Origin of the sequence: Labrys monachus (assembly GCF_030814655.1) — a bacterium.
Taxonomy (GTDB): domain Bacteria; phylum Pseudomonadota; class Alphaproteobacteria; order Rhizobiales; family Labraceae; genus Labrys; species Labrys monacha.
The window spans coordinates 2,764,868-2,784,532 of sequence record NZ_JAUSVK010000001.1; the positions used below are offsets into that span (position 1 = coordinate 2,764,868).

Annotated in this window: 24 protein-coding genes; 12 read left to right on the top strand and 12 right to left on the bottom strand. The window is 67.1% G+C overall.

Translation table 11 applies throughout. From position 1 onward, the window contains the following. Window positions 1-12 precede the first annotated feature (12 nt). Window positions 13-573, bottom strand: coding sequence for a TetR/AcrR family transcriptional regulator (locus tag J3R73_RS12480; protein WP_307427050.1), 561 nt, complete (start codon window positions 571-573; stop codon window positions 13-15). A gap of 6 nt (window positions 574-579) precedes the next feature. Beyond that, entirely contained in the window at window positions 580-1,053 is a 474-nt protein-coding gene (locus J3R73_RS12485) for a nuclear transport factor 2 family protein (protein WP_307427052.1), read from the bottom strand. Between the two features lie 515 nt (window positions 1,054-1,568). Here J3R73_RS12485 and J3R73_RS12490 point away from each other — a divergent pair. The 4 genes from J3R73_RS12490 (at window position 1,569) to J3R73_RS12505 (ending at window position 4,014) form a co-directional block, all read left to right on the top strand. After that, window positions 1,569-1,817, top strand: a complete 249-nt coding sequence (locus J3R73_RS12490; RefSeq protein WP_307427054.1) for a hypothetical protein — start codon at window positions 1,569-1,571, stop codon at window positions 1,815-1,817. Between the two features lie 214 nt (window positions 1,818-2,031). Beyond that, entirely contained in the window at window positions 2,032-2,346 is a 315-nt protein-coding gene (locus J3R73_RS12495) for a hypothetical protein (RefSeq protein ID WP_307427055.1), read from the top strand. A gap of 158 nt (window positions 2,347-2,504) precedes the next feature. Next, window positions 2,505-2,762 carry a hypothetical protein gene (locus J3R73_RS12500; protein WP_307427058.1) on the top strand — a complete coding sequence of 86 codons (258 nt, stop codon included), beginning with the start codon at window positions 2,505-2,507 and terminating at the stop codon, window positions 2,760-2,762. 247 nt (window positions 2,763-3,009) lie between these two features. Beyond that, on the top strand, window positions 3,010-4,014 hold the full coding sequence (locus J3R73_RS12505; RefSeq protein WP_307427060.1) for an ornithine cyclodeaminase family protein: 1,005 nt from the start codon (window positions 3,010-3,012) through the stop codon (window positions 4,012-4,014). A 105-nt stretch (window positions 4,015-4,119) separates the two neighbouring features. Here the strand turns inward: J3R73_RS12505 and J3R73_RS12510 are convergent, their stop codons facing one another. From J3R73_RS12510 to J3R73_RS12530, 5 genes are all read right to left on the bottom strand, one after another. Beyond that, window positions 4,120-4,404 carry a hypothetical protein gene (locus J3R73_RS12510; protein ID WP_307427063.1) on the bottom strand — a complete coding sequence of 95 codons (285 nt, stop codon included), beginning with the start codon at window positions 4,402-4,404 and terminating at the stop codon, window positions 4,120-4,122. Between the two features lie 157 nt (window positions 4,405-4,561). Next, entirely contained in the window at window positions 4,562-5,599 is a 1,038-nt protein-coding gene (locus J3R73_RS12515; RefSeq protein ID WP_307427065.1) for an ABC transporter permease, read from the bottom strand. A gap of 4 nt (window positions 5,600-5,603) precedes the next feature. Then, a complete protein-coding gene (locus tag J3R73_RS12520) occupies window positions 5,604-7,142 on the bottom strand; it encodes a sugar ABC transporter ATP-binding protein (protein ID WP_307427067.1) in 1,539 nt (512 codons plus the stop codon). Window positions 7,143-7,336: 194 nt separating this feature from the next. After that, window positions 7,337-8,593, bottom strand: coding sequence for an LVIVD repeat-containing protein (locus J3R73_RS12525; RefSeq protein ID WP_307427070.1), 1,257 nt, complete (start codon window positions 8,591-8,593; stop codon window positions 7,337-7,339). Window positions 8,594-8,674: 81 nt separating this feature from the next. Next, window positions 8,675-9,793, bottom strand: coding sequence for a substrate-binding domain-containing protein (locus J3R73_RS12530; RefSeq protein WP_307427073.1), 1,119 nt, complete (start codon window positions 9,791-9,793; stop codon window positions 8,675-8,677). A 103-nt stretch (window positions 9,794-9,896) separates the two neighbouring features. Here J3R73_RS12530 and J3R73_RS12535 point away from each other — a divergent pair, with 103 nt between their 5' ends. Next, complete coding sequence (locus J3R73_RS12535; protein WP_307427076.1) at window positions 9,897-10,877, top strand: LysR family transcriptional regulator; 981 nt, start codon at window positions 9,897-9,899, stop codon at window positions 10,875-10,877. Between the two features lie 167 nt (window positions 10,878-11,044). Next, entirely contained in the window at window positions 11,045-11,755 is a 711-nt protein-coding gene (locus tag J3R73_RS12540) for a ribonuclease activity regulator RraA (protein WP_307427079.1), read from the top strand. A gap of 64 nt (window positions 11,756-11,819) precedes the next feature. Here the strand turns inward: J3R73_RS12540 and J3R73_RS12545 are convergent, their stop codons facing one another. Both J3R73_RS12545 and J3R73_RS12550 read right to left on the bottom strand, forming a co-directional pair. Further along, the gene (locus J3R73_RS12545) at window positions 11,820-12,122 is read right to left on the bottom strand and encodes a putative quinol monooxygenase (protein ID WP_307427082.1); all 303 of its coding nucleotides are present in this window, start codon (window positions 12,120-12,122) and stop codon (window positions 11,820-11,822) included. Window positions 12,123-12,172: 50 nt separating this feature from the next. After that, a complete protein-coding gene (locus J3R73_RS12550; RefSeq protein WP_307427085.1) occupies window positions 12,173-12,880 on the bottom strand; it encodes a glutathione S-transferase family protein in 708 nt (235 codons plus the stop codon). 210 nt (window positions 12,881-13,090) lie between these two features. On the opposite strand from J3R73_RS12550, the gene J3R73_RS12555 reads away from it, so the two are divergent. Both J3R73_RS12555 and J3R73_RS12560 read left to right on the top strand, forming a co-directional pair. Then, entirely contained in the window at window positions 13,091-13,696 is a 606-nt protein-coding gene (locus tag J3R73_RS12555) for a TetR/AcrR family transcriptional regulator (RefSeq protein WP_307427087.1), read from the top strand. Next, the gene (locus J3R73_RS12560) at window positions 13,693-14,397 is read left to right on the top strand and encodes a glutathione binding-like protein (protein WP_307427090.1); all 705 of its coding nucleotides are present in this window, start codon (window positions 13,693-13,695) and stop codon (window positions 14,395-14,397) included. The genes J3R73_RS12555 and J3R73_RS12560 overlap by 4 nt, the downstream gene beginning before the upstream one ends. A 52-nt stretch (window positions 14,398-14,449) precedes the next feature. On the opposite strand, the gene bufB is transcribed toward J3R73_RS12560, so the two are convergent. The 3 genes from bufB to J3R73_RS12575 all read right to left on the bottom strand — a co-directional run bounded on the left by bufB (window position 14,450) and on the right by J3R73_RS12575 (window position 15,987). After that, window positions 14,450-15,316: an MNIO family bufferin maturase gene (gene bufB / locus J3R73_RS12565; protein WP_307427092.1), complete on the bottom strand. Its 867-nt coding sequence runs from the start codon at window positions 15,314-15,316 to the stop codon at window positions 14,450-14,452. Between the two features lie 71 nt (window positions 15,317-15,387). Next, a complete protein-coding gene (locus tag J3R73_RS12570) occupies window positions 15,388-15,669 on the bottom strand; it encodes a BufA1 family periplasmic bufferin-type metallophore (RefSeq protein ID WP_307427096.1) in 282 nt (93 codons plus the stop codon). A 42-nt stretch (window positions 15,670-15,711) separates the two neighbouring features. After that, window positions 15,712-15,987 (bottom strand): BufA1 family periplasmic bufferin-type metallophore, encoded by a 276-nt coding sequence (locus tag J3R73_RS12575; protein WP_307427099.1) that lies wholly within the window; start codon window positions 15,985-15,987, stop codon window positions 15,712-15,714. Between the two features lie 172 nt (window positions 15,988-16,159). On the opposite strand from J3R73_RS12575, the gene J3R73_RS12580 reads away from it, so the two are divergent. The 4 genes from J3R73_RS12580 to J3R73_RS12595 all read left to right on the top strand — a co-directional run bounded on the left by J3R73_RS12580 (window position 16,160) and on the right by J3R73_RS12595 (window position 19,414). Next, the gene (locus tag J3R73_RS12580; RefSeq protein WP_307427103.1) at window positions 16,160-16,717 is read left to right on the top strand and encodes a sigma-70 family RNA polymerase sigma factor; all 558 of its coding nucleotides are present in this window, start codon (window positions 16,160-16,162) and stop codon (window positions 16,715-16,717) included. Further along, on the top strand, window positions 16,714-17,349 hold the full coding sequence (locus J3R73_RS12585; RefSeq protein ID WP_307427105.1) for an NrsF family protein: 636 nt from the start codon (window positions 16,714-16,716) through the stop codon (window positions 17,347-17,349). Before J3R73_RS12580 ends, J3R73_RS12585 begins: the two co-directional genes overlap by 4 nt. A 60-nt stretch (window positions 17,350-17,409) precedes the next feature. Continuing rightward, a complete protein-coding gene (locus tag J3R73_RS12590; protein ID WP_307427108.1) occupies window positions 17,410-18,000 on the top strand; it encodes a hypothetical protein in 591 nt (196 codons plus the stop codon). Between the two features lie 208 nt (window positions 18,001-18,208). After that, the gene (locus J3R73_RS12595; protein ID WP_370879901.1) at window positions 18,209-19,414 is read left to right on the top strand and encodes an ABC transporter substrate-binding protein; all 1,206 of its coding nucleotides are present in this window, start codon (window positions 18,209-18,211) and stop codon (window positions 19,412-19,414) included. The last annotated feature ends 251 nt before the right edge of the window (window positions 19,415-19,665 follow it).

The window sequence follows — 19,665 nt, forward strand, 5'->3', positions numbered from 1 at the left end:
AGGCGCGCCCTCTCAGGAAGCTGCGACCAGGCGCCGCATCCGCGCCAGCCGGCGGCGGAAAAGATCGGGATCGCCGAAGGCGCGCGCCGCGACCAGCGCGCCCTGGATGCCGGCGACGACCTCCTCCGCCAGGTCCCGGGCCACGGCCTCGCCCCGCCCCGAGCGCAGGAGGGCGGCGGCCAGCGCATCGCGCCAGGCGACGAAATAGGCGTTGATGCGCACGGCGAACCGGTCGCGCACGTCGCCCAGCGCGAACACGCCGACGATGCAGACCCGTTCGCCGGAACGGAAATAGCGGTCCGTCTCGGCGAACATCGCCTCGATCGCGCCGGCCGGATCGCCGTCGCGCCGCAACGGCTCGAAGATGTTGTTCTCGAACCAGGCATCGATGCCGTCGAGCACGGCGGCGGCCATCTCCTCCTTTCCGCCGGGAAAGAAGTGATAGAGGCTTCCCTTGCCCAGCCCGGTGTGCCGGCTGATCAAGGTGAGGCTCGCCCCCTCGTAGCCATGGGTGCGGAACACCTCCGTCAGGGCCGGAAGGATGTCGCTTCGCTCACGCGGCATCCGAGCCATGCGGCGTCACAGCCCGAGATCGCTGAGCCCCGGATGATCGGCGGGGCGCGGGCCGGAGCGATCCCAATGGAACTTTCGCTCGTCGGCGCCGATCGCCAGGTCGTTGATGCTGGCATGGCGCAAGGCCATCAGCCCGTCGGCGTCGAACTGCCAGTTCTCGTTGCCGTAGGAACGATACCATCGGCCTTCGTCGTCATGCCACTCATAGGCGAAGCGCACCGCGATGCGATCGCCGTCGAAGGCCCACAATTCCTTGATCAGCCGATAATCGTGTTCCCGCTGCCATTTGCGGGTGAGGAACTCGACGATCTGCGCGCGGCCCTGGGGGAACTCGGCGCGGTTGCGCCAGCGGCTGTCGGCCGTATAGGCGAGCGAGACCCTTTGCGGGTCGCAGCTGTTCCAGCCATCCTCGGCGGCGCGCACCTTCGGAATGGCGGTCTCGCGGGTAAAGGGCGGGAAGGGCGGTCGGGGCTCGCTCATTGGTGTTCTCCATATCAAATACCGTCATCGATTTGTACCGATCGGTACAATCATCGTCAAGCGTGGAGCGCCCATCGACGGAACCATGCCGATTGTGCATGGCGGCGATGCAAGGATAGAAGACCGTATGTCTCGTATTGATGCGCGCCAGGCTCGCTGCGCCCTGCGCGAGGAGAAGGTGGCGTGCATCGCCAGGTGCCGCCACGGGCAGCAGGACCGGGCGAGGGCGTGGGTCCGGAGGGCCGATTTTCCGGTGTTTTCAAGCGGTTGGCGTCGCTGTCCTTGCGAAACTGTCGGAACGATCCCATGTAACGAGGCGTCGGCCCGGCATTCCTGCAAGGCGTCGGGCGGCGTTTAGGAAGCCGTTGCGGTTGTGCAAGGGGCGGTCACTCTTCTCTTGATCACAATTATTTCAATCCGAAGCGTCTCGTTTTCTATTGCCATGTGAGACGCACCGTCTTATAACCTCCCTCAACGGACGACGCACTGCCGCCCGATCATCAAGGACAAAAATCATGAAGACGATCATTGTTTCATCGCTGGCTGCCGCGGGTCTGGCTCTCTCGATCTCCTCGGCCTTCGCTTTCAGCAACAGCCCCGATGGCCAGGTCATCACCGGCGGCAACGTCCCGGCGGTCACCAGCCACCAGTCGGCCCCCGCCCACTTCCTGTCGGGCGCCGCGCAGGCCGACAGCGATTTCGGCCTCTCCTCGAATGCCGTCGAGGGCCGTGACTTCCTCGCTGCCCAGAAGGGCCGCTACTGACTCTGACGGCTCCCTCGGGAGCCGGTCTCCGCCGCATCGAACGCCGGCGGGGGCGACCGTAAAGTGGGTGGACGGGACGCAAGGCCGCAAGGCCGGCCCCGCCGCCCGGCAGGAGCGGGCGGCACGCTGCGTTGCGTGACCGCCTCGAGCCTCCTGCCTTTTCTTCCAGACGATGGATCGCCGGACCGCCGGCATCCTTTTCAGGACGACGACCATGAAGACCCTTGTTGTTTCCACCCTGGCTGCGGCGGGCCTGGCCCTGTCGATTTCCTCCGCCTTCGCCTTCTCCAACAGCCCGCAGGGCCAGGTGATCATCGGCGGCGAAGCCCCGGCCGTCACCAGCTACGCCGCCCCTGACGCCGCCGCCCCCCAGGCCCGCTTCCTCTCCGGCCATGTTTATGGCCAGCGCGCTTCCGAGGACGGCACCCCGAGCCAGAGCTTCGGCCTCTCCTCCAATGCCATCCAGGGCCGCGAATTCCATGCCGTCCAGCAGGGCGGCCACTGGCTCAACGACGAAGGCGGCGAATAAGCCCACCGCCTGAGACGACGGGGCCGACCGGCCCCGCCCGATACCGCCTCCCGACCACCCCGAGCGACCGCTCACGCTTTTTCATCACCCCAGCCCTTTCGACCGATGCCCTTTGCCGGACTGATATGCCGAAGGACTTTTTCCAAGGACCTGCCATCATGAAGACCGTTCTCCTCTCCTCCCTCACCGCCGCCGCCCTCGCTCTGTCGATCTCCTCGGCTTTCGCCCTTTCCAACAGCCCCGAGGGCCGCGTCATCGTCGGCGGCAACGCACCGGCCATCACCGCCACCAGCCATGACAATGCCGCGCCGCGCCACTTCCTCTCCGGCTCCGAGCAGACCGATCCCGATTTCGGCCTCTCCTCCAATGCCGTCGAAGGCCGCGACTTCCTCAACGCCCAGAAGGGCCGCTATTGAGCCCTGACCGCCATCTGTTGCCTGCCGGCAAGGGTTTGCTTCCCCTCTTCCCTACCGCATCGGCAATGGACGAACGCCGCGCCTCCCCTCCAGGGCGCGGCGTTTTTCGTTTGAGACCAGGAGAGAGACGAGGCGCCGGCTGCACGCAGATGTGAAGGGCGCCATCCGGCGGGGGCGTCGCGCGGCCTTGCGGAAGCCGGCGGAATCCGGAAAGCACGGAGGCGACATCGAAGAGGATTTCCCGCCCATGCAGCCGATCCACATCACCTATCTCAACCGCCTCGACATCGAGGCTGCCGCCCTCTCGGACATGGAGATGCTGGATGCGATCGAGGCGAGCCTCGGCATGCAGGGGCGGGGCGAGACGGTGATCGAGCCGCGCGTGCATCTCGAGCCGCGCGCCGGCGCCGAAGGGCATTTCAACGTGCTGCGCGGCTGGATCGGCGGCGAGATCGACGCCGCCGGCGTGAAGGTGGTCGGCGACTTCGTCGACAATTACAAACAGGGCCTGCCCTCCGAATTCGGCATCCTCAACCTGTTCGACCCGCGCACCGGCACGCCGCGCGCCGTGCTGGACGCCAGCGGCATCACCGACATGCGCACCGGCGCGGTGACGGCGGTGGGCGCCAAATATCTCGCCCGCAAGAATTCCAAGACGCTCGCCCATATCGGGGCCCGCGGCACCGCCTATTGGAACGTCCGCCTGCTCGACAAGCTGTTCGACTTCGACACCATCCGGGTCCATTCCCGCCGGCCGGAGAGTCGCGACGCCTTTGCCGAGCGCCTCAGCCGCGATCTCGGCAAGACGGTGGTCGCGACGCCGGACTGGCGCTCCTGCGTCGAGGGCGCCGACATCGTCGTGGAGGCCTCACGGCTGAGCGCTCCCGAACCGATGCTGAAGACCGAATGGATCAAGCCCGGCGCGCTGGTCGTCCCCTACGGCACGATGAGCGCGGTCGAACTGAGCCTGACCGATATCATGGACAAGATGGTCGTCGACGATTGGGGGCAGTGCAAGGCCGGCAAGTTCGGCTCGCTGCGCGCCCATGTCGAAGCCGGCAAGCTCTCCGAGAAGACGCTGCATGCCGAAATCGGCCAGATCGTCGCCGGCCTCAAGCCGGGTCGCGAGAGCGACGGCGAGACCATCCTGTTCTGGCACCGCGGCCTGTCGCTTTCGGATATCGCGCTCGGCCACGCCTTCCTCGTCAAGGCCGCCTCGATGGGCATCGGCCAGCAGCTGCGCTACGCATGACGGCTGCGGTGCTCTTCCCCACGGAAGACGCGCAACGGCATGGCGCCGTCTATCGAGAGCGCCTGAAGCGACCGCTTCCAGGCCTTCCCCAAGACGGCGCTCCCGTCATTTCTTCGAGCCCGAGATCGAAATGCTCGACCGTTGCGGCTTCACGGGCGCATCGGCGACGAAGACCAGCTGGGACTCGACGACGACGCGTTCCGGTGAGCCCGAGCGCTTCACGCGATAGCGCGGCTCCTGGCCTTCGCTGGGAAGAAGGCTGACGATTTCGTATGTGGAGGAACTCGCCGGCTTTGCCGCGGCAGCGGCGGGCGCGACCAGTTGTCCGACCTTGAATTTGTGATTTGCCATGACGGCGGCATAGCAAGCTTTCCGGATGCTGTCGTTCAAAATCGAAAATTCCCGCCCGGGCGACGCGGATGACCGCAGGGGCCGAAGGCACCTTGTCTGCGCCCTGACCTCGTCAGTTCGGTGCGCCGGGGACGGGGCGTGACGATCGGTGCAATCGGCAGGCCCGCGCGATGGGAACACGCCGCCTCGCCACGCTCTATTCCTTCGAGACCCTGGCCTTGATGCTGCGCTTGTTGCGCTGGGCGTAGCCGGCGAGGGCGATGGCGATGATCAGCGTGCCGCCGTTGAAGAGGGGCTCGACGAAGAACTCGCCGCCGAGCTGCTGGATGCCGGAGATGCCGATCGCCAGTACCAGCACGGCGACGACGGTACCCCAGACATTGACCCGGCCTGGCTTGATGGTGGTCGAGCCCAGGAAGGCGCCGACGAGCGCCGGCAGCAGATATTCGAGGCCGACGCCGGCCTGTCCGATGCGCAGCTTGGCGGCAAGGATCACGCCGGTGGCGGCGGTGAGGAAGCCCGAGGCGACGAAGGTCAGCATCACATAGCGCCGTACTGGAATGCCGTTGAGCGCCGCGGCCTTCGGGCTCGCGCCGATGGCGTAGAGCTGGCGGCCGAGGGGCAGGCGTTCGGCGATCAGCCAGAGCACCACGGCGAGCCCCAGCACGTAGAAGGCGGTGATCGGCAGGCCGAAGACGAACAGCGCGTTGATGTCGAGAAAGGCCTTCGGCAGCGTGCCGACGACCTGCCTGCCGCCGGTGTGCCACAGCGCGAGGGCATAGAGCACGGTTCCCGTCCCGAGCGTGGCGATGAAGGAATCGATCTGGGCGACTTCGACCAGGATGCCGTTGACGAGGCCGGCGAGGAGGCCGCAGCCGAGCACGATGGCGACGCTGGCCGGCCAGGGCAGGCCGTAGACCGTCTGCAGGCTGATCGCCAGGATGTGCCAGAGCACGATGCCGTAGCCGATGGTGAGGTCGATGCGGCCGGCGATCATCGGCAGCATGGCGGCGAGCGCCAGCAGGGCGACGATGGCCTTGTCGCTCATGATCGAGCGGACGTTGAACATCGTCGGGAAAGTGTCGGGCAGGAGGATGGAGAAGAAGACGGCGAGGGCGATGGCGAGCAGCGGCAGGCCGTAGACCGGCACGAGCCGGATGAGCGCCTCGCTCCTCGACATGGCGGCGAGCTCCGACCTGGTCGGCTCCAGCGCACGCGATTTGAGGGACTGCATTGGGTCAGCCTTTCGGAGAGGGGGAGAATTCGCCGGCCGAGGCGGCGGCGAGAAGGGAACGGGCGGTCAATTCTTCGCCGGCGATCTCGGCCACCACCCGCCCCCGGTCGAAGACGAGCGCCCGGTGGCAGACATTGGCGACCTCCTCGAAATCGGTGGAGACGATGACGATCGCCGCACCGGCGGCCAGGGCGACGTTGAACAGCTGGTAGATGTCGGCCTTGGCGCCGACGTCGACGCCGGCCGTGGGATCCTCGAAGATGTAGACCTTGCCCTTCAGGCTCAGCCATCGCCCGACGATGACCTTCTGCTGGTTGCCGCCGGACAGGGCCTCGATCGGCAGATGCGGATTGTTCGGCCTGAGGCCGACCTTGCGTCCGAGATCGGCGGCCTGCCTGTCCTCGCCGCGGGGCGATACATAGGAGAAGGTACCGAGGCCGGCGACGGTCTGGTTGAGGAAGAGGTTTTCCTTGACCGTGAGGCCCGGCACCACCGAGCCGTTGTTGCGGTCGCCCCAGATCAGCTCGATGCCGGCATTCATCGCCTCGCGCGGCGATGTCGGGGCGATGGGCACGCCGTCGAGCGTGACGGTGCCCGACGCGATCGGCACGAGCCCGAAAAGGGCCTGGCCGATGCGTTCGTGTCCGGCTCCGCGCAGGCCGACGAGGCCGACCACCTCGCCGCGGTTGAAATCGCAGGTCAGCGGGCCGACGCCGTCGAGTTCGACCTCGGACAGCCGCATGCGGGGCGAGCCGATCTCGCTGCTGGCGCGACGGAAGACCTGCGAGGGCTCCCGTCCGACGATCTGGATCACCACGTCCTGGGGCGTGATCGCGCCGACGAGGCTGCGGCCCGCCACCCGCCCGTCCCGGAGCACGACCATGCGGTCGGCGATCTCGAAGACCTCGTCGAGGCGGTGCGAGACATAGATGACCGCCACGCCGCGGCTCCTCAGGCGCCGGATGCCCGCGAACAGGCGCTCGACCTCGTTGGCCGGCAGGCTCGCGGTCGGCTCGTCCATCACCACGATCTCGGCATCGGAGGCCAAGGCGCGGCTGACGGCGACCAATGCCTTTTCGGTGCGGGACAGATCCTCGATACGGGTGTCGGGATCGATGGCGACGCCGATCTCGTCGAGGGCGTGGCGGGCGCGCGCCCGCATGTCGCCGAAATGGATGACGCCCCAGCGCCGGGGATAGCCGAGGGCGAGGCAGATGTTCTCGGCCACCGTCATCCACTCGATCAGGCCGAGATCCTGGTGGATGAAGGCGATCGGCACTTGCGAGGCGGTGGTCGGCGATCCGCGATAGAGGATATCGCCCTCGTCGGGCATGTGCACCCCGGCGAGGATCTTGATCAGGGTCGACTTGCCGGCGCCGTTCTCGCCGAGCAGGGCAAGGACGGAGCCGGCCTCGAGCTCGAGACCGACATCGCGCAGCGCCTGCGTGCCGCCGAAGCGCTTCGAGATATGGCGCACGGCGAGGACGGGAACCGCATCGTTGGCCTGCTTCACGGCTCCCGCGAGAGAGCTTGCTGTCGGCATCGTCTTCTCCACGGTGGGCCGGTGCGCGCATTTTCGTGGGAGCGTCGGCGTCTCGTCCCCCCATGCGCGAAAAAAAGGGCGCGATCGGGGGGGCGATCACCGATCGACCTCTTCCTTTCCTGCCGGTTCGCTGTTTCCAGGAAGGGCGATCGGTGATCGCCCCTCCCGCCGCGCCTTGTGTCTTCCGCCCGCGGTCAGCCGCCATATTCCATGACGTAGAGGCCGACGCTGAAGTCGGTCGCGTAGATCAGGCCGTCCTTGTCGACGAACACATCGGCGGCATGCAGCACGAGCGGGCGGTTCGGCCGGGGATCCACCAGCGTCTTCGGCGGCGCCACGACCATGGCGCCGACTTCGACCGGCGCATACTGGTTGCGGATGTCGAAGACGCGCACGCCGGCATTCTGGTAGGTGGTGAACACGATGTCGGAGCTGACGAAGTGGCCCGGCCGGTTCTCATAGATGTTGTGCGGGCCGAAATGGCCGCCGACCTCGACATAGTTGCGGTCGGACGGGGTCGGCAGGGTGGACAGGCATCGCGGCTCCGAGGGATCCTTGATGTCGAAGACCCAGATCGGCTTGTAGCCGTCCTCCATATTGTCGAGCGTGGCTTCGTCGAGCACCATCAGCAGGTCGCGGTCGGGCAAGGGCAGGCAGTTGTGGGTGGCGCCGCCGACGCCCTGCGACCACATCCTGTGGGTGATCAGCTTCGGCGCCGAGCGGTCCTTCACGTCGACGATGGCGAGGCAGGCGTCGCGCCAGCTGCAATAGGCGATGTCGCCGGCGACGATCGGATGATGGCAGCCGAAGCGGCCGGACTTCAGCGGCCAGTTCGGCGTCTCGCCGGCGGCAAGATTCATGCCCGGCAGCCAGAAGCGCCCGGCCTCGCGCGGATTGGCCGGGTCCGCCATGTCGATGGTGATCATGATGTAGTCGCTGAAGCCTTCGATGAAGGCCGAGGCGTAGGCCCAGCGCCCGCCGACATACCAGATGCGGTGGAGGCCGCCGCCCTTGATCGGCATGAAGCCGATCTTCTTCGGCTTGCCCGGCGTCGAGATGTCGTAGACGGCCATGCCCGCCGACCAGGCGGCCTTGTCCTCGCTCTTGCGCGCATGGGCGTGGATGTCGTCGGTCTTGGCGCGGTAGTAGTTGCGCTCGTCGGCGAGTTCGGCCTGCGCCCACATGTTCTTGGCGTGCACCACGAGGAGCAGGTCCTCATGCGCCTGCACATGCAGGTTCCAGGTATTGGGGGGCGCCGGGATGAACTCGACGAAGGCCGGATTGCGGGGATCGCGGACGTCGATGACGCCGACGCCGTTCGAAAAGAGATGGCCGACATAGGCGAAGCCGCGTTCGACCATGACCTGGACGGCGTCGGGACGTCCGCCCTGGTCGCTGTGGCCGATCAGGCGCATGTTCTTTGCATATTGCGGTGCTTCGAAATCTGCCATCGTTTCCTCGTACGTTGCGTTTGTCGTTATTCCGCCCCGCCCCGCCCCGCCCGGAGCCGGACGGGGCGGCCGTGGTGCTCGTCAGCCCGCGGTCTTGCCCCAGATCTTGCGATAGACCTGCTCATAGCCGTTCGCCGGATCGTAGATGCCGCCGGGGCCACGGTCGCTGCCGACATTCTCCGGCGTGAAGAGATGCACCGGGGCCTGGTAGCCGCTCGGCGGCGCGCCGGCGAAGGCGCGGTTCAGCTCGTCGACGACCTGGAAGCCGTGAAGGCGCAACGGCTCGGCCACGGTGCCCATCTGGAACTGGTTGGACTGGATGCGCTGGAAGGCGGATTCGGAACCGTCGCCCGCCGAGATGTTGCGGGGCTTGCCGGCGCCGTCGAGGCCGGCCGCCTGCAGCGAGGGCGCCATATAGTCGAAATAAAGGTCGTTGATGCCGATCGAATGGGTCCACTTGTCGCCATATTTGGCGACGAGCGTCGCGGTGAGCTGCGGCATGCGGGTGGACGCCTCGCCGAGCGGCGTGTCTTCGACAGCCAGCACCTTGCAGGTCTTGCAGCCCTCGACGGCGGCCTTCTCGGCATTCGTCTTGATGACGCAGATCTGGTAGGCGCTGTCGGTGAACAGCACGACCTGGGCGGTGCCGTTGGAATCGGCGACGGCATAGAGGCCGGCCGCGCGGGCGACCTCGGTCGGATCGGTGGTGACATTGGTGAAGATCGGCGATCCCGCGAGCTTGCCGGCCGTCGTGCCCGAATGCCACGACACCACCTTGATGCCCTGGTTGACCGCCTGGGTGATCTCCGGATTATGCTCGAGGGCGTCGACCGAGCCGAGAATGATACCGTCCGGCTTCAGGGCGATCGCCTGGTTCATCGCGGTGGTCTGGCCGGAGACGGTGCCCTGGCCGTCCAGCACGCGATAGTCCCAGCCCATGATCTTGGCGGCCTCGCCCGCGAACTCGCCGACGGCGCGCCCGCCGCTGTTGCGCTGGTCGTAGTTCACGAAAACGACGAGCCGGTGCCCCTGCGCCGCCGGCCCCGTTGTCGGGCCGGTCCAGCCGGCACCGGCCTTGGTGATCGAGGCGATATAGGTCTTCGCCTTGTCGACATAGTCATCCGCCCTCACGGCCGATGACGCCAGCAGGAGCGCCGAGAACGCCAGCCCCACACGCAAAGCCCGCCTGTTGTTACGCATCGTCTCCTCCGTCCGTCGCCTGGCCGTTGATCGGCCTTCTCATGCAGGCTATGCGGCGCCGGATTTCTGGATACTATAAGTTTTGATAATGTCCGGGGCGTCCATGGATACGCTGCCTTTCGAACTGCGCTCGCTCGAAGTCTTCCTGAGCGTCTGCGACAACGGAACCATGTCCGCGGCCGCCCGGGCGCTCGGGCTGACGCAGTCCGCCGTCTCGCAAACCATCAACGATCTCGAGCAGCGCACCAAGACAAATCTTTTCGACCGCGACGTCAGGCCCCTCGGCCTGACGCTGAGCGGCGTCGTGCTGCGCCAGCGTGCCAGCGCGCTTCTCGCCGACGCCCGGCAGATCGCCCCGCTGCTGCAGGAGGTGAGGCGCGGCCGGCTGCCGCTGATCCGCGTCGGGCTCATCGATTCCTTCTCGAGGCTGCTGGTGCCGCGCCTGCCCGACCATCTCCTGGCGCTCGCCGACCACGTCTCCTTCGTCTCCGGCCTGACCTCCTCGCATGTCGACGACATTCTCGGCCGCCGCATCGATATCCTGCTGGGCGTCGACGAATTTGACACGCTCGACGGTCTGGAGACGTGGCCGCTGATCGAGGAACCCTATCTTTTGATCGCCCCGCCCGGAACGCCGCCGCCGGCCACGGTGGAGGCGCTGGCGGAGATGAGTCGGTCGCTGGCGCTGGTGCGCTATCATCCGCGCCGGAAGATCGGCGTCTCCATCGACCGCCATCTGCGCCGGGTCGGCCTCGAACTGCCGCGGACCTTCGAGTTCGATACGCCTTTCGGCGTGGCCGCGACGGTGGCGCGGGGAGGGGCGTGGGCGATCACCACGCCGCTCTGCATCTTCGAGGCGGGCGATCTCATCCGCCATTTCATCTGCCTGCCGCTGCCCGGGCCCGGCTTCAAGCGGCGGCTCTCGCTGATCTCGCGCCTGCGCGAGCTGGCGCGGGTGCCGCGCGAGACGGCGGATTTCACCGTGGGGCTGCTGTCGGACGAACTCATGCCGATGATCCGCACGCATGCGCCCTGGCTGGAATCCTCGATCGCCCTGGGCCGGCAGATCCGGAGCGGAGCGTGAGCGAGGCCTGGCTGCATAAGTCAAACTTATACGCCGTCCTAGCGTGCCGCTGGCTAGCAAGGGCGGGAGAGCGGCGCGAACGGCCCTGCGGGCGCCGTGGACCCGATCATCGGCTCGGTGACGACCTGTTCGAAATACCGGGTTTCAGGCAGTAGTCGAGGGGAGCGATGGAAAGAGGCACGCTGGAAGCGCTTGGTTCGCTATCGACGGCGACGATCACGACGGTTCTCCTGAAGAAGGGCCTGCGCAATGTCTGGCTGCGCGGCGCCTCGACCCTGAGGCCGCAGCAGGCCCGCATCGTCGGTCCCGCCTTCACCCTGCGCTTCGTGCCCGGCCGCGAGGACCTCGCCACGCCGGAATCGCTGTCGTCTCCCCGCTCGACGCGTTTCGCCATCGAGGAGATGCCGGAGGGAGCGGTCGCGGTGGTCTCGTCCTGCGGCATCCGCGACGCCGGCATCTTCGGCGACATCCTCTGCGCGCGCATGGTCCGGCGCGGCGTGGCCGGCCTCGTTACCGACGGCGCCGTGCGCGACGTCGAAGGCGTGCTGAAGACGGGCCTGCCGGTGTGGTGCTCCGGCATCGCCGCGCCGCCTTCGGTCGCCCAGCTGACCTTCGTCGACTGGCAGCAGCCGATCGGCTGCGGCGGCGTGGCCGTGTTCCCGGACGACATCCTGGTCGCCGACCAGGACGGCGCCGTCGTCATCCCGAAGGCGCTGGTCGAGGCCGTCGTCGAGGCCGGCCAGGAGGCCGAGATGCTGGAGGAGTGGATCCTCGATCAGGTCAATGCCGGGCGCAGGCTGCCGGGGCTCTACCCGCCCGACGGGAAGACCACGGCCGAGTACCAGGATTGGCGCCGCTCGCTGAAGGGAGAGGGCTGAGGCCCTGTCGCCGCGGGCACGGAGACGAAGAGCGGACTGGAAATCCGCTCTCCCGGGAACAGGCTCAGCCCGGCAATTTATCGGCCAGCACGGTCGGCTGCCGGATCTGCGGGGCGACGGCGAGGAGTTCTTCCGCGCCCGCCATCAGGGCCGCCGCGACGCGGCCGCCGAGATGGGCCTCCCGGCCGGCCTCGCTGTCGAAAGCGTCGAAAATGGCGAAGGTATCCTTGTCGAAGCGGACGGCGAACCAGGCGACGGTGTCGGGCTCGGCTTCGACGAGGCCCTGCGCGCCGGCGAGGAAGGCGGCGACGTCCTCCTCCTTGCCCGGCTTGGCCTTGAGTTCGACATAGAGAGCAAATTTCGTCATCGATCGATCTCCTGTGATCCAAGTCCGCGCGCCGGCGGCGCCGGACGGCCTCAAGACGCTGCGGCTGGATAGTTGGATGGGAACATGGCCCGCAACGCATCCTCGTCCATCGTCTGCTTGAAGGTATGGTCCGAACCGACGGCCCGGGCGCGGGCGGCGGCGGGGCGGGCTTCGATCGCCTGCATCAGGCGCTTGAGGTTCGGGAAGGCGGCCACGGGATCCGCCTCGCCCGGCAGCACGCGGGGCGCACGGTCGAGCCAGCCCCACGCCGACATATCGGCGATCGAATAGTCGTTGCCGAGAATGAAGTCGCGCCCTTCGAGATGGGTATCGAGCACGTGGTAGTGCCGCTGCACCTCGCGGCGATAGCGGTTCACCGCATAGGGAATCGGCTCGGGCACCGCATGCTGGAAATGCACGGCCTGGCCGGAATAGGGGCCGATACCCGTCGCGACGAAGAAAAGCCAGGACAGGAGTTCCGGGCGATCGGCCGGCGTGCCGATGAAGCGGCCCGTCTTCTCGCCAAGATAGAGCAGGATGGCGCCGGAATCGAACACCCGCGCTTCGGTTCCGCCGGGGCCTTCCGTATCGACGATCGCCGGCAGCTTGCCGTTGGGATTGATCTGCCGGAAGGAAGGCGCATGCTGCTCGCCCTTCCTGGTGTCGACGGGCACCACCTCATAGGGCAGACCGGCTTCTTCCAGGAACAGCGCGATCTTGAGCGGATTGGGCGTGGGGTGGAAATAGAAACGGATCAACGGGAACTCCTTTGGCCAGCGGCATCGGCGGTTCGATAGGAAACGAGAATCTCCCTACGAAAGATTGACGACCCAAAAATTCCGCGAGGCTCGAAGCCGTCGTCTTGCCATGGCGCGCCTCCTTGAGTTTTAGATCGTTCGCTTTAGAATGACGGGGAAACCGAAGGATGGCAACAGCCTCCCTTCGCGGCGCGACTGACAAGGACGTGAATGGCTCGCCCCAGGCAATTCGACGAAACCGCCGTTCTCGACAGGGCGATGCAGCGTTTCTGGGAGCACGGCTACGAAGCGACCTCGGTGCGCGATCTTGCCGAAGCCATGGGGTTGACCGGCGCCAGCCTCTACAACGCTTTCGGCGACAAGCGCGCTTTGTATCGGCGGGCCCTCGATTTCTATATCGAGAACAGTTTCGGCGACCGGGTCCGCCGCTTCGAGGGCCGCCTGGCGCCGCGGCAGGCCATCGGTGCGTTCTTCGACGAGATCGTCGAGCGTTCCTGCGATGCCGGGCGCCGGGGCTGCATGCTCGTCAATTCGGCGCTCGAAGTCGCGCCTCACGACCCGGAATTCCAGCATGCGGTTGCCGACGTGCTCATGCGCATCGAGGCCTTCTTCCGGCGCTGCGTCGAGGCGGGCCAGAAGGACGGCACCATCACGAGCGCCCAGAGCGCCGAGGATCTCGGCCGCCTCCTGATGGGCGTCCTCCTCGGCATACGCGTCCTCGCCCGCGCGCGGCCCGATCGCGACCTGTTCGAAGGTCTCCTCCGGCCGGTTTTCTTCCTCCTCGATCTCCCCATGAAAGGAGCGATCCAGCCATGATCGAACTCTATTACTGGCCGACGCCCAACGGGCACAAGATCACGCTGTTCCTCGAAGAGGCCGGGCTCGACTATCGGATCCATCCGGTGGACATCAGCGCCGGTGACCAGTTCAAGCCCGATTTCCTGGCGTTCTCGCCGAACAACCGCATGCCGGCGATCATCGACACCGCACCGGCCGACGGCGGCGAGCCGATCAGCGTGTTCGAGTCGGGCGCCATCCTGCTCTATCTCGCCGAGAAGACCGGCCGGTTCCTGCCGGCCGATGTCAGGGGGCGCAAGACCGTCACCGAATGGCTGTTCTGGCAGATGGGCGGTCTCGGCCCGATGGCCGGGCAGAATCATCATTTCGGCACCTATGCGCCGGAGAAGCTGCCCTACGCCATCGCGCGCTACGTCAACGAGACCAACCGCCTCTACGGCGTCCTCGACCGCCGGCTGGCCGGGCGCGCCTTCATCGCCGGTGACGACTATACGATCGCCGACATGGCCGCCTATCCCTGGATCGTGCCGTGGCAGCGCCAGCAGCAGAGGCTGGAGGATTTTCCCGACCTTCACCACTGGTTCGAAGCCGTCGGCGCCCGCCCGGCGACCATCCGCGCCTATGCCAGGGGCGAGCCCTATCGCAGCCGCCCCACCGTCACCGAAGAGGGAAAGAAGATCCTGTTCGGGCAGACGGCGGCGAATGCCGGCCGGCGCTGAGCCGATGCAAGCCGCCGCCCGCGAGGGATTCATCGCCGGCCGACACGGCGCCTCATGCCGCCGCGCGCCGGCGGGCCGCGTCGAGCAGGACTTGCGCCGCCTCGGCCTCGCGGCGCAGCACCGGCCATTGCGGAACGTCGTTGTCCCATTCGACCAGGCTCGCCACCGGGCCCGTCCTCGCCAGCAATGCCTCGTAGAGGGCCCAGACGGGGTCCTTCACCGGCGTATCGTGCGAATCGATCAGCAGCGGCGCCCCGATGTCGTCGACCGTCTCGGAATGCCCGCTGAGATGGATCTCGCGCACGGCCCCGACGGGAAAGGCGGCGAGATAGCTGCGCGGATCCTGCCCGTGATTGGTCGAAGCCACGAAGACGTTGTTGACGTCGAGAAGCAGGCCGCAGCCGGTGCGGCGCACGATCTCGGCGAGGAATTCCGTCTCGGGAATGGTGCTCTCCTCGAACAGGAGATAGGTAGCGGGATTTTCGAGCAGCATCTGCCGCCCGAGGCAGTCCTGGACCTCGTCGATATGCGCGGCGATGTGCCGGAGGGTCTGCGCCGTATAGGGCAGGGGCAGGAGGTCGTTGAGGAAGACGGTGTCATGGCTCGACCAGGCCAGATGCTCGGAAAAGCTCTCCGGCTCGTAGCGGGCGCACAGCGTCTTCAGCCGGGCGAGGTGGTCGCGGTCGAGCGGCTGCGTCGAGCCGATCGACAGGCCGACGCCGTGGATGGAGAGGGCGTAGTCCTCGCGCAGGCGCCCGAGCTGGGCATGGGGCGGCCCGCCGGCACCCATATAGTTCTCGGCATGCACCTCGAAGAAGCCGATCGGCTGCGGCCCGGCATTGATCGCGTGGAAATGCTCTGGCTTGAAGCCGACGCCGGCGCGGCGGGGGAGCTGTGAAGGTTTCTGGGACGGTTTCATGGTGGACCTTTCGGGATCGCCGGAAAGGCGGCGCGGCATCGCCGCCGCACCGCCTGCTTGTCGTCGGCCCCTCAGGCCGGGGCCTTGCCCTGGGTCAGGGAGCCGTGGCCGTTCGGCGTCGTGATCGAGGTGCAGGTACCGGCCGGCACCAGCTTCCAGGAATTTTCCTGGTAGTCGATGCGGGAGGTGCCGGCACAGCTCGTGCCCGGGCCGGCGGCACAGTCGTTCTGTCCCTTGAGGGCAACGCCGTAGCACTTTTCCTTGCCGGCGGCCTGGGCCGGGGATGCGGCGCCCAGCAAGGCGAGGGCGGTGGCGAGAGAAGCCGCGAAGGCGACGGCCGGGACACGGGTCATGATCAGCTCCAACAAGGGGTAAATCGGTCGGCCGAGCCTGAATCAGGCCTTGCCGGGCATCAGCATGCCATGGCCATGCGGCGTCTTGATCGTCTTGCAGGTGCCGGCCGGGACGAGCTTGAAGGACTGCTTGTCGTAGCTGATGGTCGAATGGCCGGCGCAGTCGTGCGAGCCGGCGGCACAGTCGTTCTGTCCCTTGAGGGCGACGCCGTAGCACTTCTCCTTGTCGGCGGCCTGCGCCGCGACGGGGGCGACGGCCGCAGCCAGGGCGGAAACGAGCGAGGCAGCCAGGGTGACGGTAACGAGGCGACGGTCCATGATGATCTCTCCGTGAAAGGGCGAGCCGTCATCGGCTCGCGACGACGTCTACGGCGGGCGGCGGGCGGATATTACAGGCGGCCCCGCAAATATTCGGCCGGCGCCTACACAATCGAAAATGGGCGGACTATGCGTAACGAAGCCGGGACCCGGATCGTAGAAAGGACAGCGCGTGCATAGCCGTTCGCGCGAAGAGGAGTGGGCGATATGGATGCGGGCCGCGATCGCCGGCGATGCCGGGGCCTATCGGCGTTTCCTGGAAGCGGTGACGCCGCGTGTGCGGGCGATGGCGCGCCGGCGCTGCGAGCAGTTCGGCGCATCGGCGGGCGATTGGGAGGATGTGGTGCAGGAAGTGCTGCTCACCATCCACCTCAAGCGCGGCACCTGGGACCAGACCCGTCCGATCGGTCCGTGGATCTCCACCATCGTGCGCAACAAGCTGATCGATTCGCTGCGCCGCCGCGGCCGCCGGGTCATGGTGCCGATCGAGGACGTCGTCGACACCCTGGAAGCGGAAGCGCCGGCGGACAGCCTCGATCCGCGCGACCTCGATCGCATGCTCGGCCACCTGAAGGACCAGCAGCGCATGATCGTGAAATCGATCTCGGTCGAGGGTTCCAGCATCCGCGAGACGGCGGATCGGCTGCGGATGACGGAAGGAGCCGTGCGCGTGGCGCTGCACCGGGCCCTCAAGGCGCTCGCCGCCTTCTATCGGAGTGATGCGGGGTGAAGACGGACGATCTCATCAAGGCCCTCGCCGAGGACACGACGGTGCGGTGGCGATTCGGCAGCATCCTCGCTGGCGCGACGGTGGTCGGCGCCCTGGTCGCGGCGGCGATCTTCTTCGCTGGCATCGGCTTTCGGCCGGATATCGCCCATGCGGTGGAAACCGCGCGCTTCCTGTTCAAATTCGTGGTGACGCTGGCGCTGGCGATCGCCGCGATCGGCCTCGTCGCGCGGATCGGCCGGCCGGGTGTCCCGGCCGGTCGCTGGGGCCCGGCGCTCGCCGTCGCACCGGTCCTGCTCGGCGTCGCGGTGATCGCCGAGCTTGCGGTCATGCCGCCCTCGACGTGGGAGGCGCGCTGGATCGGCACGAACGCGCCCTATTGCCTGAGCCTGATTCCGCTGATGGCCGCCGGGCCGCTGGCCTGCATGCTCTTCGTGCTGCGCCAGGGCGCGCCGCAGAGGCCGGGGCTGAGCGGCGCCGTCGCGGGACTTGCCGCCAGCGGCATCGCAGCTACCCTCTATGCCTCTCACTGCCCGGACGACAGCCCGCTCTTCGTCGCCACCTGGTATCCGATCGCGACCGGGATCGTGGTGCTGGCCGGATATCTGCTCGGCCGCCGCCTGCTGAGGTGGTGAGGGCCCCTCGGCAGGGGGCGGGCATGCGAAAATATCGTGTGCCAGGGAATAGAGCTGGCATTGGCGACGTCTCCCGGCATAGCGCCGCATGATCCGGACCTGCCGATGCCCGACTGCCTCTCCCGTACCGGACGCCTCCGGAACCCGACGTCGCCGCCATGCCGGCGGTGGACGCGTCTCCTGTTTGCCGCCCTCGCTGCCCTCACCGTGAATTTCGCCCTCCTGGCCCTGTGGGACCGGCTCGGTATCGTCACGGCGCATGGCGGGTTCCAGAGGCTGGTCAAGCTGTGGCTGGCGAAGCCGGCGGGTTGGAGCGGCATCGGTCGGATCTGGGCCGCATCGTCCCTTCCGGCGCCGGATACACCCGTTTTCATGGCGGGCTTCAAGGTCCTTGTCGGGCTGGGAATGGCACTCGCCTACGGCCTCACCGTTCCTTTCGTCAGGGCGGTCTGGTGGGCGAAGGCGCTGGGCTGGGCGTTGCTGGTGTGGCTGGTCAATGCCGGCGTGGTGCTGCCGCTCCTCGGCGAAGGCTTCGCCGGCGCGGAGGGACTGGCGCCGGCCGGCATCGCGGCCTTCGCGGTCGCCCACACCGCCTTCTATCTCGTGCTGGGCGGCCTGCTCCAGGCCTTGGGCGAAGGCGGTGGTCGCTGATCCCTTCCGCGGCGCGGGCCGACGCTTGACAATTCCCGCCGATGGGCTCCAAACTCGTTAGTATGCGAATGAATATGCCGCAGCTTTGAGCTTGCTCCGCCGATCGCAAGGTGGGAGTTCTGTTCGGGATTTGCATGTTCATGCGCATAGACGACGCGCCATAGCTCAAAAAATCCTCGACCCAACCTATCCAGAGCGGGAGAACTCCATGCGCATCCTATCTCGTCTCGCGGTCGCCGCCGTGATGGCGTCGACGCTGTTCGCCGGCGGGGCGTCCTTCGCCGCCGACACCATCAAGATCGGCGAGATCAACAGCTATTCGGGCCTGCCGGCCTTCACCGAGCCTTACCGCAAGGGCTGGCAGCTGGCGCTCGAACAGATCAACGCGGCGGGCGGCGTCGGGGGCAAGCAGCTCGAGGTGATCTCCAAGGATGACGGCGGCAAGCCGGCGACGGCGATCAGCGCGGCCGGGGAACTGACCGCGAGCGACGGCGCCGTGATGCTGATGGGGACGTTCTTCTCCAATGTCGGCCTCGCCGTCTCCGACTTCGCCAAGCAGAAGAAGGTGATGTTCCTGGCGGCCGAGCCGCTGACGGATGCCATCACCTGGTCCAAGGGCAATGCCGAGACGTTCCGCCTGCGCCCCTCCAACTACATGCAGGCGGCCATGCTGGCCGAGGAAGCCGCCAAGCTGCCGGCCAAGCGCTGGGCGACCGTCGCGCCGAACTACGAATACGGCCAATCGGCCGTCGCCGTGTTCAAGCAGCTCCTGAGCGCCAAGCGGCCCGACATCGAATGGGTGGGCGAGCAATGGCCGACCCAGGGCAAGATCGACGCCGGTCCGGTGGTCGAGGCGCTGCTCGCCGACAAGCCGGACGCCATCCTCAACGTCACCTTCGGCGGCGACCTCGTGAAGTTCGTCCGCGAGGGCACGACGCGCGGCCTGTTCAAGGATCGCTCGATCGTGAGCTTCCTCACCGGCGAGCCGGAATATCTGGCGCCGCTCAAGGACGAGGCGCCGACCGGCTGGATCGTCACCGGCTATCCCTGGTACGCCATCCATACGCCCGAGCACGACGCCTTCCTCAAGGCCTACCAGGCCAAATACAACGATTCCCCGCGCCTCGGCTCGATCGTCGGCTACGTCACCATGAAGGCCGCCGCCGCCATCCTCGCCAAGGCCGGCTCGACCGACACCGACGCGCTGATCAAGGCGGCCGAAGGCCTGCCGCTCGACACCCCGTTCGGACCGATCGAGTTCCGGGCCATCGACCACCAGTCGACCATGGGCGCCTTCGTCGGCACCACCGCGGTCAAGGACGGCAGCGGCGTGATGACCGACTTCGTCTATCGCAACGGCAAGGACTATCTGCCCGACGATGCCACCGTGAAGGGCCTGCGCAAGGCCCCGTGAGGGAGGAGGCACCCTATCGCCGAAGGTGGCGCAGCCTCTCGCCTCCATCCTCTCCCCGCAGGCGGGGCGGGGGGCTTCGGTGTCGCGAAAGCCCTGAAAGGTCTCCATCTCGAACCCCGGAGATCGACACACGTTGCCCGCCTCCCCTTCGCCCCGCCTGCGGGGAGAAGGGGAGGATGAGGGGCGGCGCAATCCGTCAAGTGCAAGCGAAGACGTCCGTTTGCATGGGATATTCCCCTTAGCCCGCCATG

Excerpts from the sequence above, each read along its gene's own strand:
- J3R73_RS12505 (WP_307427060.1), top strand. The coding sequence starts at position 3,010 with ATGCAGCCGATCCACATCACCTATCTCAACCGCCTCGACATCGAGGCT.
- J3R73_RS12515 (WP_307427065.1), bottom strand. The coding sequence starts at position 5,599 with ATGCAGTCCCTCAAATCGCGTGCGCTGGAGCCGACCAGGTCGGAGCTC.
- J3R73_RS12555 (WP_307427087.1), top strand. The coding sequence starts at position 13,091 with ATGGCTCGCCCCAGGCAATTCGACGAAACCGCCGTTCTCGACAGGGCG.
- J3R73_RS12525 (WP_307427070.1), bottom strand. The coding sequence starts at position 8,593 with ATGGCAGATTTCGAAGCACCGCAATATGCAAAGAACATGCGCCTGATC.
- J3R73_RS12560 (WP_307427090.1), top strand. The coding sequence starts at position 13,693 with ATGATCGAACTCTATTACTGGCCGACGCCCAACGGGCACAAGATCACG.
- J3R73_RS12535 (WP_307427076.1), top strand. The coding sequence starts at position 9,897 with ATGGATACGCTGCCTTTCGAACTGCGCTCGCTCGAAGTCTTCCTGAGC.
- J3R73_RS12520 (WP_307427067.1), bottom strand. The coding sequence starts at position 7,142 with ATGCCGACAGCAAGCTCTCTCGCGGGAGCCGTGAAGCAGGCCAACGAT.
- J3R73_RS12570 (WP_307427096.1), bottom strand. The coding sequence starts at position 15,669 with ATGACCCGTGTCCCGGCCGTCGCCTTCGCGGCTTCTCTCGCCACCGCC.
- J3R73_RS12545 (WP_307427082.1), bottom strand. The coding sequence starts at position 12,122 with ATGACGAAATTTGCTCTCTATGTCGAACTCAAGGCCAAGCCGGGCAAG.
- J3R73_RS12530 (WP_307427073.1), bottom strand. The coding sequence starts at position 9,793 with ATGCGTAACAACAGGCGGGCTTTGCGTGTGGGGCTGGCGTTCTCGGCG.
- J3R73_RS12485 (WP_307427052.1), bottom strand. The coding sequence starts at position 1,053 with ATGAGCGAGCCCCGACCGCCCTTCCCGCCCTTTACCCGCGAGACCGCC.
- J3R73_RS12575 (WP_307427099.1), bottom strand. The coding sequence starts at position 15,987 with ATGGACCGTCGCCTCGTTACCGTCACCCTGGCTGCCTCGCTCGTTTCC.
- J3R73_RS12480 (WP_307427050.1), bottom strand. The coding sequence starts at position 573 with ATGGCTCGGATGCCGCGTGAGCGAAGCGACATCCTTCCGGCCCTGACG.
- J3R73_RS12490 (WP_307427054.1), top strand. The coding sequence starts at position 1,569 with ATGAAGACGATCATTGTTTCATCGCTGGCTGCCGCGGGTCTGGCTCTC.
- J3R73_RS12540 (WP_307427079.1), top strand. The coding sequence starts at position 11,045 with ATGGAAAGAGGCACGCTGGAAGCGCTTGGTTCGCTATCGACGGCGACG.
- J3R73_RS12495 (WP_307427055.1), top strand. The coding sequence starts at position 2,032 with ATGAAGACCCTTGTTGTTTCCACCCTGGCTGCGGCGGGCCTGGCCCTG.
- J3R73_RS12595 (WP_370879901.1), top strand. The coding sequence starts at position 18,209 with ATGCGCATCCTATCTCGTCTCGCGGTCGCCGCCGTGATGGCGTCGACG.
- J3R73_RS12500 (WP_307427058.1), top strand. The coding sequence starts at position 2,505 with ATGAAGACCGTTCTCCTCTCCTCCCTCACCGCCGCCGCCCTCGCTCTG.
- bufB (WP_307427092.1), bottom strand. The coding sequence starts at position 15,316 with ATGAAACCGTCCCAGAAACCTTCACAGCTCCCCCGCCGCGCCGGCGTC.